The organism is Methylobacterium sp. FF17 (assembly GCF_025813715.1).
In the GTDB taxonomy this organism is placed as follows: Bacteria; Pseudomonadota; Alphaproteobacteria; order Rhizobiales; family Beijerinckiaceae; genus Methylobacterium; species Methylobacterium flocculans.
Window position 1 is genome coordinate 2,429,121 of sequence record NZ_CP107532.1, and the last position, 14,587, is coordinate 2,443,707.

10 protein-coding genes are annotated in these 14,587 nt (G+C 67.7%); 5 read left to right on the forward strand and 5 right to left on the reverse strand.

The window, feature by feature from the left end:
* The first annotated feature begins 58 nt into the window (after nt 1-58).
* Nucleotides 59-478, forward strand: a complete 420-nt coding sequence (locus OF380_RS11305; RefSeq protein ID WP_264050853.1) for an FKBP-type peptidyl-prolyl cis-trans isomerase — start codon at nt 59-61, stop codon at nt 476-478.
* 63 nt (nt 479-541) lie between these two features.
* Here the strand turns inward: OF380_RS11305 and OF380_RS11310 are convergent, their stop codons facing one another.
* Nucleotides 542-1,570: a PAS domain-containing protein gene (locus OF380_RS11310; RefSeq protein ID WP_264050854.1), complete on the reverse strand. Its 1,029-nt coding sequence runs from the start codon at nt 1,568-1,570 to the stop codon at nt 542-544.
* A gap of 1,170 nt (nt 1,571-2,740) precedes the next feature.
* On the opposite strand from OF380_RS11310, the gene OF380_RS11315 reads away from it, so the two are divergent.
* Nucleotides 2,741-7,588 carry an NAD-glutamate dehydrogenase gene (locus OF380_RS11315; RefSeq protein ID WP_264050855.1) on the forward strand — a complete coding sequence of 1,616 codons (4,848 nt, stop codon included), beginning with the start codon at nt 2,741-2,743 and terminating at the stop codon, nt 7,586-7,588.
* Nucleotides 7,589-7,706: 118 nt separating this feature from the next.
* Here OF380_RS11315 and OF380_RS11320 read toward each other — a convergent pair whose 3' ends face one another.
* Nucleotides 7,707-9,188 carry a methyl-accepting chemotaxis protein gene (locus OF380_RS11320; RefSeq protein ID WP_264050856.1) on the reverse strand — a complete coding sequence of 494 codons (1,482 nt, stop codon included), beginning with the start codon at nt 9,186-9,188 and terminating at the stop codon, nt 7,707-7,709.
* Nucleotides 9,189-9,771: 583 nt separating this feature from the next.
* On the opposite strand from OF380_RS11320, the gene rpsU reads away from it, so the two are divergent.
* Nucleotides 9,772-10,086, forward strand: coding sequence for a 30S ribosomal protein S21 (gene rpsU, locus OF380_RS11325; protein WP_264050857.1), 315 nt, complete (start codon nt 9,772-9,774; stop codon nt 10,084-10,086).
* Between the two features lie 193 nt (nt 10,087-10,279).
* On the opposite strand, the gene OF380_RS11330 is transcribed toward rpsU, so the two are convergent.
* Nucleotides 10,280-10,672, reverse strand: a complete 393-nt coding sequence (locus OF380_RS11330; protein ID WP_264050858.1) for a response regulator — start codon at nt 10,670-10,672, stop codon at nt 10,280-10,282.
* Between the two features lie 508 nt (nt 10,673-11,180).
* On the opposite strand from OF380_RS11330, the gene OF380_RS11335 reads away from it, so the two are divergent.
* Nucleotides 11,181-11,972 carry a class II glutamine amidotransferase gene (locus tag OF380_RS11335; RefSeq protein WP_264050859.1) on the forward strand — a complete coding sequence of 264 codons (792 nt, stop codon included), beginning with the start codon at nt 11,181-11,183 and terminating at the stop codon, nt 11,970-11,972.
* Between the two features lie 65 nt (nt 11,973-12,037).
* Nucleotides 12,038-13,480, forward strand: coding sequence for an NAD-dependent succinate-semialdehyde dehydrogenase (locus OF380_RS11340; protein ID WP_264050860.1), 1,443 nt, complete (start codon nt 12,038-12,040; stop codon nt 13,478-13,480).
* Between the two features lie 127 nt (nt 13,481-13,607).
* On the opposite strand, the gene OF380_RS11345 is transcribed toward OF380_RS11340, so the two are convergent.
* Complete coding sequence (locus tag OF380_RS11345; RefSeq protein WP_264050861.1) at nt 13,608-13,826, reverse strand: SlyX family protein; 219 nt, start codon at nt 13,824-13,826, stop codon at nt 13,608-13,610.
* Entirely contained in the window at nt 13,823-14,572 is a 750-nt protein-coding gene (gene trhO, locus OF380_RS11350) for an oxygen-dependent tRNA uridine(34) hydroxylase TrhO (protein ID WP_264050862.1), read from the reverse strand. Before trhO ends, OF380_RS11345 begins: the two co-directional genes overlap by 4 nt.
* Nucleotides 14,573-14,587 lie beyond the last annotated feature (15 nt).

A 14,587-nucleotide genomic window follows, 5' to 3' on the forward strand; every position in this document is an offset into this window, starting at 1 on the left:
CGTAGGCCGTCCGTGCTACTGGCCGGCCTTGGTACGCCAGACTAGGACCTCAGCACCCATGCGCCGTCCGCTCTACGCCCTCACCGGAGCCCTGATCCTCGCCATGACCGCATCCGCTTCCGCCGAGACCATCACCACGCCCTCGGGCCTGCAGTACCGCGACGAAGTCGTCGGCACCGGCGCCGAGCCCAAGGCCGGCCAGAAGGTCAGCGTCCACTATACCGGCTGGCTCGACGAGGGCGGCAAGCCGGGCAAGAAGTTCGATTCCTCGCGCGATCGCGGCACGCCCTTCACCTTCACGCTCGGCGCCGGTCAGGTCATCGCCGGTTGGGACACGGGGGTCGCCACGATGAAGGTGGGCGGTAAGCGCACGCTCATCATCCCGCCGGACCAGGGGTACGGCCCGCGCGGCGCCGGTGGCGTGATCCCCCCCAACGCGACGCTGATCTTCGACGTCGAACTGCTCGGCGCGCGCTGAGATCCATCGCCCGCCCGCTCGACCGGGATCGTCAGGACCCCGGCCGGGCAGCGGGCATCGGCCTCATTCCGGCTCGGATCCGGGGTCGCCGGCGGGTGGCTCGGCCGCTCCCTCGCGGTACAGGAGGGCGACCTCGCCTGGCGCGGTGGTGACGAAAGCGAGTCCGGCCGCTTCCAGGGCGGAGCGGATCGCATCCCGGGTTCGCGGGCGCAGGGCGGTTCCACCACCCTCCTCGAAGCGCTTGACGCTGGAATCAGAGACCTTGGCGGCCGCTGCGAGTTCCGGGATCGACCAGTTCAGCATCGCCCGCCCGCTTCGAACCAGGGACCCGGTCACGTTCTCGAGGCGCGCGGGAGTGGGTTGCGCCATGGCGCTGGCGGAACTCGTCATGTCGAGGATGAGGCCGATCCATTCGCGGGTCGTCTGATCGGCGTTGAACAGCGGAACGGCACGGCTGCTCATCCACCGATACTGTCCGTCCGCGCACCGCAGTCGATAATTGGCCTCGTACGGAGCCCGACGCTCGAAGGCGATCGCCCAAGCCTGGGCTGCACGGGGCCGATCATCCGGGTGGATGGCGAGCGTCCAGCCCCCCTTGCGCCAGACCGCTTCGGACATGCCGGTCAACTCGCACCAACTGGGGCATGGCCAGTGCACGCCATCGCTGTTCACGATCCAGACCACGGCGGCAATGGCCTGAACGAGCCCTTGGTAGCGTGCCTGACTCCAGTCGATCGATTGCGCGGCTTCCCGACGGCTCGTGATGTCGATGACGATTCCGTCGATCCGCGCCGGTCGGCCGTTGGACCCGAGCACGACGTCGGCCTTGATCTCGATCCAGCGGACGGTCCTGTCAGGCCGAAGGATGCGCAGTTCACGATGCACGGACAGGCCGGACGTGAGCGCGGCCCACATCTCCTCGCGGATGTTCCAGTCCGCCGGATGAACGAGGTCCAGCACCGCGCCGCCGTCGCTGCTCGGGTACGGCAGCCCCGCGATCCGCAGGAGTCCTTCCGAAAGGGCGATCGCGGTATCCTGCAGATCGATGGACCAGACGCCGATCTGAGCCTGGTCTTCGATCAGCCGGAGCATGTGGCGCGCCGATGCGGCAGCCTGGGAGTCAAAACGATTGTTCAACAGGGGGACTCTGACCCGATCAGGTTCGCGGTGAACAAAGGTTTCTCCTGACAGGCCCGAAGGCTGGTGCGTGTAGGGTCCTAGAGGCGCAGCCTCGAAATCCAGGGCTCAGATATACTGGTTTCATAGAGCAAGACAAGACTTCTGGCAGCAACTCATTGAGGTTGTCCCTCGGCAAAGCGTGCAAGTAGACGAGGATTTTCAACAAATTGTGTATTCGATCTTGTTCCACTGCAGGCAGTGTCATATAGGTTTCAGTGTTTCTTGGCGTGGGGCACGTCTGTGAGGAGCGAATAGTCCGTGTCAAAAATCGCAATGTCCGGAAGCTGACTGCTCGGAGCGAAAAATCGGCATGATCGGGCCGTTGGCCGAAGCCCCTGAGGGCTGGGGACGGGCAGGCGTGAATACTACGGCCTGCCTTGCTGAGGCGGGATCCGGAGCGATCGTGCCGGATATCGCCGCACCCCGCCCGGCCCCGCGGACGTGAGCGTTCTGCGCGCAGGGCGACGGCAAATCAGCGAAGCCCAGAAACGATGAGATGCTGGAGTTTCCATCCTGGCGTATGGGCGAGTCGCTATCCAGGATTTCCAATTCATGCGCGAGCATGTTCTCAAGTATTTCGTGGCGTGCTTTGTAAAATATTCGTGACCGAGTGCGTTTATGGGGCGGCTCCGTTTTCGAGAACGGGATCGACATCCTGATATCTGTTCACGAGTGGTTTCTTCACCGGCCGTATGGCTCGGCCCGATCCGATGGGGTCCGCCAACGTCGTAGCCGGCGGACGATATTGACCGACGCGCTATCCTGGCTGGAGCGGGCCGTCGAAGCGGCGATCCCTCCGGCCCACCCCGAAATGCCTGACACACGCTGCGTGTCGTAGCTTCTCCCGGGCAAATGGCACGGGCACGGATGGAAACTCGGATCAGCCGATGCTCAAGTGCGGCCCGACTCGGCGGGGCAACCGCAGGGTCATGCGTCCGTTGCGGGGGCGGCAGGTACGGCACGAGGGTCGTTCGCGACGCCACGTGGGTGTTCCAGCGCTGCATGACCGAAACGGTCCGACATCTGGGGTCTGGTCGGCTCTGTCCGCCCGCCCCGAGGTTGATCGTACAAGGAGAGCATCGCATGGCTCTGGAACGGAACGCAGCCCTCTCCAGCCCGGAGGCTCGGGGCGCCGCCAAGGATCTCCTGGGCGCGGCCGCCGAGAGAGTCGAGGCCCGAAGCGGTCCCGGCGGCTTCGTCGCCGATCTGTTCGGGCGCGTGCCGCCGGAGGATCTCGCGCCCTATACCGCGCAGAACCTCGCGGATCTCGCCCTGGCGGCGCGCGCGCGTCTGGCCGAGCCCCGCCGGATCGGTTCGGCCGCCGCCTTGTCGGTGAGCGATCGCGTGGTCGAGCGTGACGGTCGTTCCGCTGAACTGACCGTGGTCGAAATCGTCAACGACAACCGGCCTTTCCTCCTCGACTCGACCCTCGCCGAACTCACCGGGCAGGGGCTCACGCCGTACCTGGTGGCGCATCCGATCCTCGGCGTCGAACGTGACGCCTCCGGTCGCCTTGTCCGTGTGGTCGGGGAGACGACCGCCGACACCAACGCGGGCTTCGCGCGCGAGAGCTTCATCCATATCCACCTCGACCGCCTCGATGCGGGCGCGGCCCGCACCAGCCTCATCGAAGGCCTCGACCGGGTCTACCAGGACGTGGCGCTCGCCACCGACGATCACGATGCGATGGCCGAGCGTCTCCGCGCGATCTCGGCGCTCTACGCGAGCGCACCCCCGCCGCTGCCCGGCGACGAGGTCGCGGAGGCGCGCGCCTTCCTCGACTGGATCCAGGAGGGACACTTCACCCCGCTCGGCCTGCGCGAGCACGATCTCGACGGAGCGGAACCGTCGCTGGTCGAAGGCTCGGGCCTGGGTCTCCTGCGCGACCCCGCCGTCGCGGTGCTGCGGCGCGGCAGCGCCCTCGTGGACATGACGCCCGAGATCCGTGCGTTCCTGGACGGGCCGCAGGCCCTCATCATCACCAAGGCCAGCGTGAAGTCGCGGGTCCGCCGCTCCGCCCACCTCGACTACATCGCCTGCAAGCTGTTCTCCGCCGAGGGCACGCTCGTCCGCGAGGTCGGCATCGTCGGCCTGTTCAATGCCAGCGCCTACACCCTGCCCACGCGGGACATCCCCTATCTGCGCGAGAAGGTCGCGCAGGTGGCGGCCCGGGCCGGCCTCGACCCGACGAGCCATGCGGGGCGCGGACTTCTCGACGTGCTGGAGACCTATCCGCGCGACGACCTGTTCCAGATCGACCACGACCGGCTCTACCGCTTCAGCCTTGCCATCGCGCACCTCGCCGACCGGCCGCGCCTGCGCGTGCTTTCGCGTCCGGACCGCTTCGGTCGCTTCGTCTCGCTCCTCGTCTACGTGCCGAAGGACCGTTACGATTCGACCGTCCGGGTCCGGATCGGCGCCTATCTCGCCGCCGAATATGGCGGCCGGGTCTCGGCCGCCTACCCGTACTTTCCGGACGGTTCCCTCGCGCGCACCCACTACATCATCGGCCTGCCCGAGTCGGGGGCGCCCGAGCGTGACCCCGCTGCCCTGGAGGCGGGCATCGCGACCCTGGTGCGCACCTGGGCCGACGAGCTTCGCGTGGTCCTGGCCGAATCCGTGGCGGGTTCACAGGCCCGCGCCCTCGCTGCGCGCTACGCGGAGGCCTTCTCGGCCGCCTATCGCGAGAGCTTCACGCCGCGCGCGGCGATCGCCGACATCGCGACCCTCGAGCGCCTGAGCCCCGCGCGCCCGCGCGCCGTCGATATCGTCCGGCGCGCCACGGACCCGGAGGCGCAGATCCGCCTGAAGGTGTTCTCGCTCGGGGCGTCGCTCTCGCTGTCGGAGCGGGTTCCGGTGCTGGAGAACCTGGGCTTTCGCGTCATCAACGAACGGACCTACCGCATCCTGCCGCCCGGCAGCGAGGACGGGGCGCGCATCTGGCTTCACGACATGCTCTTGGAGCGTGCGACCGGAGCGGCCATCGACCTCAATCGCCTGGAGCGTCCCCTGGAGGACGCGCTGCTGGCCTACGGCGCGGGTCAGGTCGAGTCAGACGGCTACAATCGCCTCGTCCTGGAAGCCGGTCTGAGCTGGCGCGACGCCGCGTTGCTGCGCGCCTTCGGCCGCTACCTGCGCCAATTGCAGATCCGCTACGGCCAGGACTACCTGGCCGCCACACTCGCCGTCCATGCGGATCTCGCCCGCTCCCTCGTGGATCTGTTCTACGCCCGCTTCGACCCCGCTGTGGCGGGTGACCGCGATGCACGCGAGGCAGAGATTCGCACCGGCATCGAGACGGCCCTCGCTGCCGTCACGAGCCTCGATGAGGACCGCATCCTGCGCCGCTTCGTCAACCTGATCGAGGCCGCCGTTCGCACGAACTTCTTCCAGGTGACGGCGGAGGGCGGCGCTCGCGAGACGATCGCGTTCAAGTTCGCGTGCGCCCGGGTCAGCGGAATGCCGCTGCCGCGCCCGTTCTTCGAGATCTTCGTGTATTCGTCGCGCGTCGAGGGCGTGCACCTGCGCTACGGCTACGTGGCGCGCGGAGGGCTGCGCTGGTCCGACCGGCCGGAGGATTTCCGCACGGAGATCCTGGGGCTGGTCAAGGCCCAGCAGGTCAAGAATGCCGTCATCGTGCCGGTGGGCGCCAAGGGCGGCTTCTTCCCCAAGCGCCTGCCGCCCGCCTCGGACCGGCAGGCCTGGCTGGAAGAGGGCACCGAGAGCTACCGGATCTTCATCCGCACCCTCCTCGAACTCACCGACAACATCGTCGGCGATGCGATCGTGCCGCCCGCAGATACGGTGCGTCACGACCCCGACGATGCCTACCTCGTCGTCGCGGCCGACAAGGGGACCGCCACCTTCTCCGATATCGCCAACGGTCTCTCGGCGACACGGGGCCACTGGCTTGGCGATGCCTTCGCCTCGGGCGGTAGCCAGGGCTACGACCACAAGGGCATGGGCATCACCGCGCGCGGCGCCTGGGAGGCAGTCAAGCGCCACTTCCAGGAGATGGATGTCGACACGCAGAGCGACCCGATCACCGTCGCGGGCGTCGGCGACATGTCCGGCGACGTCTTCGGCAACGGCATGCTGCTGTCGCGGAGCCTGCGCCTCGTCGCCGCCTTCGACCACCGGGACATCTTCCTCGACCCCGATCCCGACGCCGCCGCGAGCTTTTCCGAGCGTCGGCGCCTGTTCGACTTCGGGCGCTCGTCCTGGCGCGACTACGATCCGGCTCTGATCTCGACCGGCGGCGGCGTGTTCGCACGCAGCCTGAAGACCATTCCGCTCTCGCCCCAAGTCCGGGCCGTCCTTGGGATCGATGCCGTCGAGGCGACTCCGGCGGAACTCATGCAGGCGATCCTCAAGGCACCGGTCGACCTGCTCTGGTTCGGCGGGATCGGCACCTATATCCGCGCGACTTCGGAGACCGACGAGGAGGCCGGCGACCGCGCGAATGACGCCGTGCGCATCACCGGTCGGGCGCTGCGGGCCAAGGTCATCGGCGAGGGGGCGAATCTCGGTGCCACCCAGCGCGGCCGAATCGAGGCGGCGCGCCAGGGCGTGCGCCTCAACACCGATGCGATCGACAACTCCGCCGGCGTGAACACCTCGGATGTCGAGGTGAACATCAAGATCGCCCTGATGACGCCGGAGCGCGACGGCCGGTTGGACGCGGCTGCGCGCAACGCTCTCCTCGTCGCCATGACCGACGAAGTCGCCGCCCTCGTCCTGAGCAACAACCAGCTCCAGACGCTGGCCCTCTCGCTCGCCCAGCATCGCGGCCTCGGCGAGACCGGGTTCGCCATGCGCACCATGCAGGCCCTGGAGGCGGAGGGCCGCCTGGACCGAACCGTCGAATTGCTGCCCGACGACGCGGCGCTCGCCGAGCGGATGCGCAAGGGAGAGGGGCTGACGCGGCCGGAATACGCGGTCATCCTGGCCTACGCCAAGCTCGCGTTCTACGATGCATTGCTCGCGAGCGCGGTGCCGAACGATCCGTACTTCGACCGCGAATTGCAGCGCTACTTCCCGGCCGCCCTGCGCCAGCAATTCCCCGACGCGGTCAAGGGCCACCGCCTGCGCCGGGAGATCATCAGCACCGCCCTGTCCAACATCATCGTCAACCGCGGCGGCCCCTCGCTGGTGACCCGGCTCGTGGACGAGACCGGCGCGGATGCCGCGTCCATCGCCAAGGCCTACGCGATCACACGGGATGCCTACGGGCTGATGGAGCTGAACCAAGCCATCGACGGGCTGACGGGCACCATCGGGGGGCAGGCGCAGATCGCCCTCTACGCCGAGGTTCAGGACCTGCTCATCGGGCGTATCGTCTGGTTCATCCGCAACCTCGACCTGTCGGGCAACATCGCTCCCATCGTCGCTCGCTACCGGGAGGGGATCGCCGCGCTCCAGGCGGTGCTGCCGGAGGTAATGGGGGACGCCGTGAGTGAAGCGCTGGTGCGCCGCGAGGCCGAACTCGTGGGGCAGGGCATGGGCGAGGGTCCGGCCCGGCGCCTCGCGGCACTGGTGGCCCTGACCTCCGCCCCGGACATCGTTTGGGTGGCTGAGACCGGCGGCGCGGCGATCCCCGATATCGCCGCGACCCATTTCGCCCTCGACCGGGCGTTCCACCTGTCGGACCTCGCGGCGGCCGCGCGCGGGGTCGCAACCGGCGACACCTTCGACCGCATCGCCCTTGAGCGCGCGGTGTCCAACATCGCCACCGCGCATCGGCAACTCACGGCGGAGATCATCGATACGGTCGGGGCCGGAGCCGAGGCGGTCGACGCCTGGAGCAGGAGCCGGGGTTCCACCCTCGACCACACCCGTGCCACCCTCGAGGCCGTCAGCGCCTCCGGTCTCACGGTCTCCAAGGCGACGGTCGCCGCCAGCCTCCTGGCGGATCTGGCCCGGCCCCGGTGAATGAGCCCGCGCATCGCGAGAGTCTCTTCCGATCGCATTGCGATTGGAGGCGGCCCTGAGCCTTGATTTTGAGGCGATCTTTCCCGCTGGATCGGTATCCGTTTCGGCGGAAATTGCTCTAGCGGGCGAGGACGCGGGCAGCGTCCTTGGTCGTCGCAACGGCCTGTCCCACGCTGACGATCGATTGCGAGATCGATTGGATGTTCTGGGAGATGGCCGCGACCGCACCCGCCGCGTGTTGCATGTTGCCCGACATGTCCTGCGTGACCACGCTCTGCTCCTCCACGGCCGCGGCCGTGCTGACCACGTAATCCCGCATCTGCTCGACCGAGCCCTGGATGGCCTGGAGCGCGGTCCCGACCTGTTTGGATACGGCCTGCACGTGGTCGATCTCGCCGGCGATCTGCCCGGTGGCCCGCGCCGCCTGGTTGGCGAGGCTCTTGACCTCCTGCGCCACCACGGCGAAGCCGCGCCCCGCCTCGCCGGCTCGGGCGGACTCGATCGTCGCGTTGAGCGCCAGCAGGTTGATCTGCCCGGCGATGTTCTGGATCAGGCCGACGATGCTGCTCATCGCTGTGGCGGCCTGCGTCAGGGTCTGGGTGAATTCCGCCGCGGCGGTGACCTGGCCGTGGGCGAGATCGGTTGCTGTCCGGGAATGGGCCATGCTCTGCGAGATCTCGGCCACGGAGGCGGCAAGCTCCTCTGAGGCGGCCGCCATGGTCTGAACGTTGCTGGCGGTCGTCTCGGCCGCCTCGCTGGCGGCGCCGGTCTTCGTGCCGGACAGTCGTACCGCCCCGTCGATCTCGCCGAAATTCCGCTCGATCAACTGGCGCAGCTCGGCCAGGAGGTTCACCTGCGCGGTGATGTCGGTGGCGAACTTCACGACCTTGTAAGGCCGGCCGCTCGCGTCGAGGATGGGATTGTAGGAGGCCTCGATCCAGATCTCGCGTCCCCCCTTGGCGATGCGCCGGTACTGCGCCGCCTGGAATTCGCCGTGGCGCAGATTGGACCAGAACGCCGCGTATTCGGGGCTTTGGCGCTCGTCCGGGTCTACGAACAGGCTGTGATGCCGGCCGACGAGTTCGTCCAGCGTGTAGCCCATGGCCGCCAGAAAATTGGTGTTGGCGTCGAGAATTTGCCCCTCGAGGTCGAACGAGATCACCGCCTGGGCCTTATTGAGGGCGGTGATCTGACCTTCCCGATCCGCGTCCAGCATCCTCCGGCGCGTGACGTCGGTGGCGAACTTGACCACCTTGTAGGGTTGGCCCGACGTATCGAAGAGCGGGTTGTAGGTAGCTTCGATCCAGATCTCGCGGCCCCCCTTCGCGAAACGTCGGTACTGCGCTGCCTGGAACTCGCCCTGACGGAGCTTGGACCAGAAGGCGGCATATTCGGGCGTGTCGCGATCGCTCGGGTCGACGAAGAGGCTGTGGTGTCGGCCCTTGATCTCGGCGAGTGTGTACCCGACGACGTCGAGGAAGTTCGGGTTGGCGGTAATCACCGTCCCGTCGAGGTCGAACTCGATGATGCCTTGTGATCTGTCCAGTGCCGCGAGCTTCGCGTTCGTCTCAAGGGTCGCCTTCGTCCGTAAGCCCAACATCGAACGCCCCGTCGATGGAGCCTGGACGGCTCCCACTGCCATGTCGTGGAGCCGTCGCTTTGAAGAGCGATCATGTTCCTGTCTCAAGTTTTCTGCAAAATGTTAAAAATTTGCTTTCGGTAGGGACTCCTGAATTCATGATGGCTATCCAGGTCGAAAAATCAGGTAGATATCCTTTTAAGTTGTGGGGTGATATTTTTGTTTTCTAGAAATCTCCTTTAAGTTGTTGTTATAACTCGATCTAGTCTGAATTTAGGGTGGTCTGTCTCTTGTTCGGTGGTGCGGCTCGGTTCTCCCGTCGCCGCATCCGATGCTCGAGGCAAGGGGCGATCCAGTCCGGACGCCTCGGCACCGATCGCGCGATATTGTCATTCGAGCCTGTGCGGCGTGTTGGAACTCGCGATCGGTTGGTGTATGAGCCTGCCCCTAGTGCAGTTTCTGCGCCGATTCGAGGCCGTCTGACGGACGTCCCGCCCGGGTGAGATCCCGGGTCCGGGACGTTTTGCAGTTCGCGTCGAGGGGCTCCGCGAGGGTCTCAGGGTCGGCGCCGCCCAACAAACACCGTTTCAGAGGATTGAAACCGTTGCAGGTACTCGTTCGCGACAACAACGTCGACCAGGCCCTCCGCGTGCTGAAGAAGAAGATGCAGCGTGAAGGCATCTTCCGTGAGATGAAGCAGCGCAAGGCTTACGAGAAGCCCTCCGTGCGCAAGGCGCGTGAGAAAGCCGAGGCCGTTCGCCGCGCCCGCAAGCAGGCGCGCAAGACCGCCATCCGCGAGGGCCTGATCGCCGCTCCGAAGCCGAAGCCCCGTTTCGGTGCCGGTGCGCCCCGTCGTCCCGGCGGCTCGCCGTTCGCGCCTTCGGCTCCCTCCGTGGCACCGGCTCCCGCCAGCGCCTAACCATCTCCGTTTCGGAGCGTCATCACGGCGCTCCGATCGTGAGACGTGGCTCCCAAAAAAGCCCGGTCGCACTGCGACCGGGCTTTTTCGTCATGGGCGAACGACACAGCCTCGGGACGACGCCCGCCCGCCGGGACACGGCTACGTGTCGTCCCGGGAGTACTGCATCCCGTGGACGATCAGGGGAACCGGGTTACGCCGCCCGCGCGGCCATCGTCGCGTGCTCGGCCTGAACGAGGACATCGAGGGCTCGCCAGGGCTTCTGCATGAACACCGCCTGCGCCGACAGGCTGTCGACGGCGGGGGCATCGCCGCCCGACGTCAGCACCACCCGCACGTCCGGCCAGCGCCGTTCGACCGTCGTCGCCAGGGCGACTCCGTCCATACCTGGTCCGAGGCGAACATCGGCGAAGAGCAGCGCGACCTGCCAGCCCGAACGCTCAAGGACCGTGATCGCGGCCTCCGCACTGGCGCAGGCGATGACGTCGAGGTCGGTCTCCTCGAGAACGGCGGCGGCGAGGTTTCGCACCTCGGCATCGTCTTCCACCACGAGGGCGATCGGACAGTCGGCGTGTAAGCGATCCATGGAGTCTCCTCTGCGCGTATGGGGCAGCGCGAGCCGGGCGGGGGTATAGGGACGCCACAGGCGGAGCGCCACGCCCCGGACGCTCCACACGATCCGCGCTGATTCTTCCGCACCGATGCTGCGCCGACACATCATGCTCGGCAAGAGTCCGAATCGCTGACCCGGCAATGCGGTTCCCACATCCGCTTTCGAGACCGCCGCCGCATTCCCGCCGGCGTCGCGTGCGCAATGTCTGCCGGCCCGTTCGGGGTAAATCTCTCCAGCCGGCGATGCGGTGCGCCTCTTGCATGGCGCGGGGTCGAAGGCCGCGGAACGCACGGTGTGTTAACTTTTCATTCACCGCGTCGGGTCGAAGCTCTTCGGCGAAGAAGTTCAAAGGCTTGGGGAAGTTCAATGCCCCGGAGAAGTTCGAGGCCTTGCCGTCGACGGGCGATGCTTCGCGGGGCTGGACGGAGGCATCCGTCCCATGATCGGGACGTCGTCGGAAACTGAGGGGTGTTTGCCAGTCATGTGCCGTTTTCTCGCCTATTCCGGTGAGCCGGTTTTCCTGACCGACCTCGTCTGCGCACCGACGCACTCGCTGGTCCATCAGTCGCTCCACGCGGCCGAGGCTAAGACGGAAACCAACGGCGACGGCTTCGGCATCGGCTGGTACGGCGAGCGGGTCGATCCGGGCCTGTATCGGGACGTCTGCCCGGCCTGGTCGGACGAGAACCTCGTCAACCTCTGTCAGCAGGTTCGCGCGCGGATGTTCTTCGCCCATGTCCGGGCGTCCACCGGCACCGCCACCACCCGCGCGAACTGCCACCCCTTCGCCCATGGCCGTCACCTGTTCATGCACAACGGACAGGTCGGCGGCTATCATCGCATCAAGCGGCGGATCGAGGCGCTGATTCCCGACGCGCTCTACGACGACCGGCGCGGGACCACCGATTCCGAGGCGATCTTCCTCCTGGCCCTCGCCAATGGCCTCGCTGAGGATCCGGTCGGCGCCATGGCCAAGACCCTGTCCACCGTGCGCGACCTGATGCGGGCGGCCGAGGCCAGCGAACCCCTGCGCTTCACCGCCGTGGTGACGGACGGGGAAACCCTGACCGCGTTCCGCTGGGCCTGCGACGGCTCTCCGCCGAGCCTCTATTATCGCCAGACCGAGACCGGCCTCGTCGTCGTCTCCGAGCCGATCGACGGCTGTCGGGACGGCTGGCAGGTGGTGCCGAAGGGCGCCACGCTCCAGGCCCGGCGCGGTGGCGCCGTGATCGTCAGCCGGTCCGAGACGGGAGCCGAGCGCATCGCTGCCTGAAGAGGCTTGCGGCAGCCGCGGGATCGGCGGACAAGCCGGGCTCCACGTCCAGACGGGAGCCGCCGATGACGTATCCGAACGTGACCCTGCACATCGCCGGAGCCTGGGCCGATGGTTCCGGCGGGCAGACCCTTCCGGTACTGAATCCGGCCACGGGCGAGACCCTCGGCACGCTCGCCGTCGCGACCCGGGAGGACCTGGACCGGGCGCTGGCCGCCGCCGAGCGCGGCTTCGCGGCTTGGCGCAAGGTCTCGGCCTTCGAGCGGTCGAAGGTCCTGCGCCGCGCCGCCGACCTCCTGCGCGCCCGGGTCGAGGATATCGCGCGCATCATGACTCTGGAGCAGGGCAAGCCGCTGGCCGAGGCGCGGGTGGAGACCCTGGCGGGAGCCGACGTCATCGACTGGTTCGCGGAGGAAGGCCGGCGCGCCTATGGCCGGATCATCCCGGCCCGCGCCGACGGTGTCGTCCAGATGGTCTTCCGCGAGCCCATCGGTCCGGTCGCCGCCTTCACGCCCTGGAATTTTCCGATCAATCAGGCGGTACGCAAAGTGGCGGCCGCCCTCGGTGCCGGCTGCTCGGTCATCCTGAAGGGGCCGGAGGACACTCCGGCCAGCTGTGCCGCGATGATCCGCGCCTTCCTCGATGCCGGCGTGCCGGGTGACGTGCTCTCCCTGGTGTTCGGCGATCCGGCTGCGATCTCGGGCTACCTCATCCCGCACCCGGTCATCGCCAAGATGTCGTTCACGGGTTCGACCCCGGTGGGCAAGGAACTCGCGGCGTTGGCGGGCCGGCACATGAAGCGGGCAACGATGGAGCTCGGTGGCCACGCCCCCGCGATCGTGTTCGAGGATGCCGACGTCGAGACCGCTGTGGCGGTGCTCGGGGCCAACAAGTTCCGCAACGCCGGCCAGGTCTGCGTCGCGCCGACCCGGATGCTGGTGCACGAGGCCGTCTATGACCGGTTCCGGGACGGCTTCGTAGCCTTCGCGGAAGGACGCCGGGTCGGCGACGGGCTCGACCCGGAGACCACGATGGGTCCGCTGATCCATGCTCGCCGCCTGGAGGCGATGGAGGCACTCTGCGCTGATGCGGTGGCGCGGGGGGCCGATCTGCGCACCGGCGGCAAGCGGATCGGCAACCGGGGCAACTTCTTCGAACCGACCGTGCTCTGCGACGTGCCGCAGAGCGCTCGCATCATGAACGAGGAGCCGTTCGGCCCGGTCGCGCTGATCCAGCGCTTCACCGTCGACGAGGCCGCCTACGCGGAAGCCAACCGGCTCCCCTACGGCCTGGCGGCCTACGCCTATACCCGCTCGGCGACCCGAGCCGTCACGGTCGCGGCACGGGTGCAAAGTGGAATGGTGGGCATCAACCATCACGGCCTCGCCTTTCCGGAAACGCCCTTCGGCGGCGTCAAGGATTCCGGCTACGGCAGCGAAGGCGGCGCGGAGGCGTTGGAGGCGTATCTCACGACGAAGTTCGTCAGCCAGGCGAGCGTCGCGGGGTAGGCTTCCCACCCTCGAGGCCGGCTCGCGATCCGTCGAGTAAACATCGGCCCCGATGCCTCCCCACCTGGCCGCTTTCCGCATAGGGGGGAGGGGCCGCGCCTTGGCCCGAAGAAAGCCTCGTGCCCGCTCAGTAATGCGGGGGCGGGGGCTCCGGTGCCCCCGTGCCGGGGCGGCTGGCGGCAGCCTCCACCTCTTCGACGAGCTTGGCCATCTGCCGGGTGAGGGCGTCGATCTGGCGCCACTGCGCGGTGATGGTGGCGTTGAGGTCGTCGATGGTGACCTCCTGCTCGGTCACCCGCATCTCCAGCGCGTCGATGCGGGCAACGAGATCGTTCGGCTCTGTCATCGCAGGGTCTCCGGCGCGTGGTCCGGGCGCTCCACCAGGGCGGGGCCCAGCGCAATGCGCCCGTCGAAGACGAAGCAGTCGCCGCGCCAGCGGTTTTCGGCATCGGGTACGGTTTCGAGGTAGCGCAGGATTCCGCCTTCGAGGTGGCGCACATCGGCAAATCCCCGCGCCCGCATGTAGGCGCCGGCCTTCTCGCAGCGGATACCGCCGGTGCAGAACATCGCCACGCAGGGGTAAGCCGCCGGATCGAGCCGGTCGACGTAGTCGCGGAACGCGCTGAACCGGGTGATCCCCGGATCGACCGCGCCCGGAAACGTGCCGAGCGCCACCTCGAAGGCGTTGCGCGTGTCGATGAGGAGGAGGCCCGGCGTGTCGAGGAGCGCGTTCCAGGCGTCCGGCGCGACGGGAAGGCCGGCCTGCGTCGCATCGGTGGCGCCGTCGTCGAAGGTGACGATCTCGCGCTTCACCCGCACCTTGAGGTGACCGAACGGCGCCGCTTCGGCCCGCGAGAGTTTGACATCCAGGTCCTGCAGGCGGCCGCTGAAGAGCGGTCCGGTCCGCAGGGACTCCAGCAGCGCGTCGATCGCGCCGGGGGCGCCCGCCACGGTACCGTTGAGGCCTTCACGCGCCAGCAGCAGCGTGCCGGTGATGGCCAGATCCGCGCACAGGGTCTGGAGCGGCGTCCGCAACGCTTCCACGTCGGGCAGGGCGACGAACTTGTACAGGGCGGCGACGGTGCACGGCATTGACGATCAGGCAAT

Coding starts and splice junctions, on each gene's coding strand:
- OF380_RS11305 (WP_264050853.1), top strand. CDS start 59: ATGCGCCGTCCGCTCTACGCCCTCACCGGAGCCCTGATCCTCGCCATG.
- OF380_RS11310 (WP_264050854.1), bottom strand. CDS start 1,570: ATGCTCCGGCTGATCGAAGACCAGGCTCAGATCGGCGTCTGGTCCATC.
- OF380_RS11315 (WP_264050855.1), top strand. CDS start 2,741: ATGGCTCTGGAACGGAACGCAGCCCTCTCCAGCCCGGAGGCTCGGGGC.
- OF380_RS11320 (WP_264050856.1), bottom strand. CDS start 9,188: ATGTTGGGCTTACGGACGAAGGCGACCCTTGAGACGAACGCGAAGCTC.
- OF380_RS11330 (WP_264050858.1), bottom strand. CDS start 10,672: ATGGATCGCTTACACGCCGACTGTCCGATCGCCCTCGTGGTGGAAGAC.
- OF380_RS11335 (WP_264050859.1), top strand. CDS start 11,181: ATGTGCCGTTTTCTCGCCTATTCCGGTGAGCCGGTTTTCCTGACCGAC.
- OF380_RS11340 (WP_264050860.1), top strand. CDS start 12,038: ATGACGTATCCGAACGTGACCCTGCACATCGCCGGAGCCTGGGCCGAT.
- OF380_RS11345 (WP_264050861.1), bottom strand. CDS start 13,826: ATGACAGAGCCGAACGATCTCGTTGCCCGCATCGACGCGCTGGAGATG.
- trhO (WP_264050862.1), bottom strand. CDS start 14,572: ATGCCGTGCACCGTCGCCGCCCTGTACAAGTTCGTCGCCCTGCCCGAC.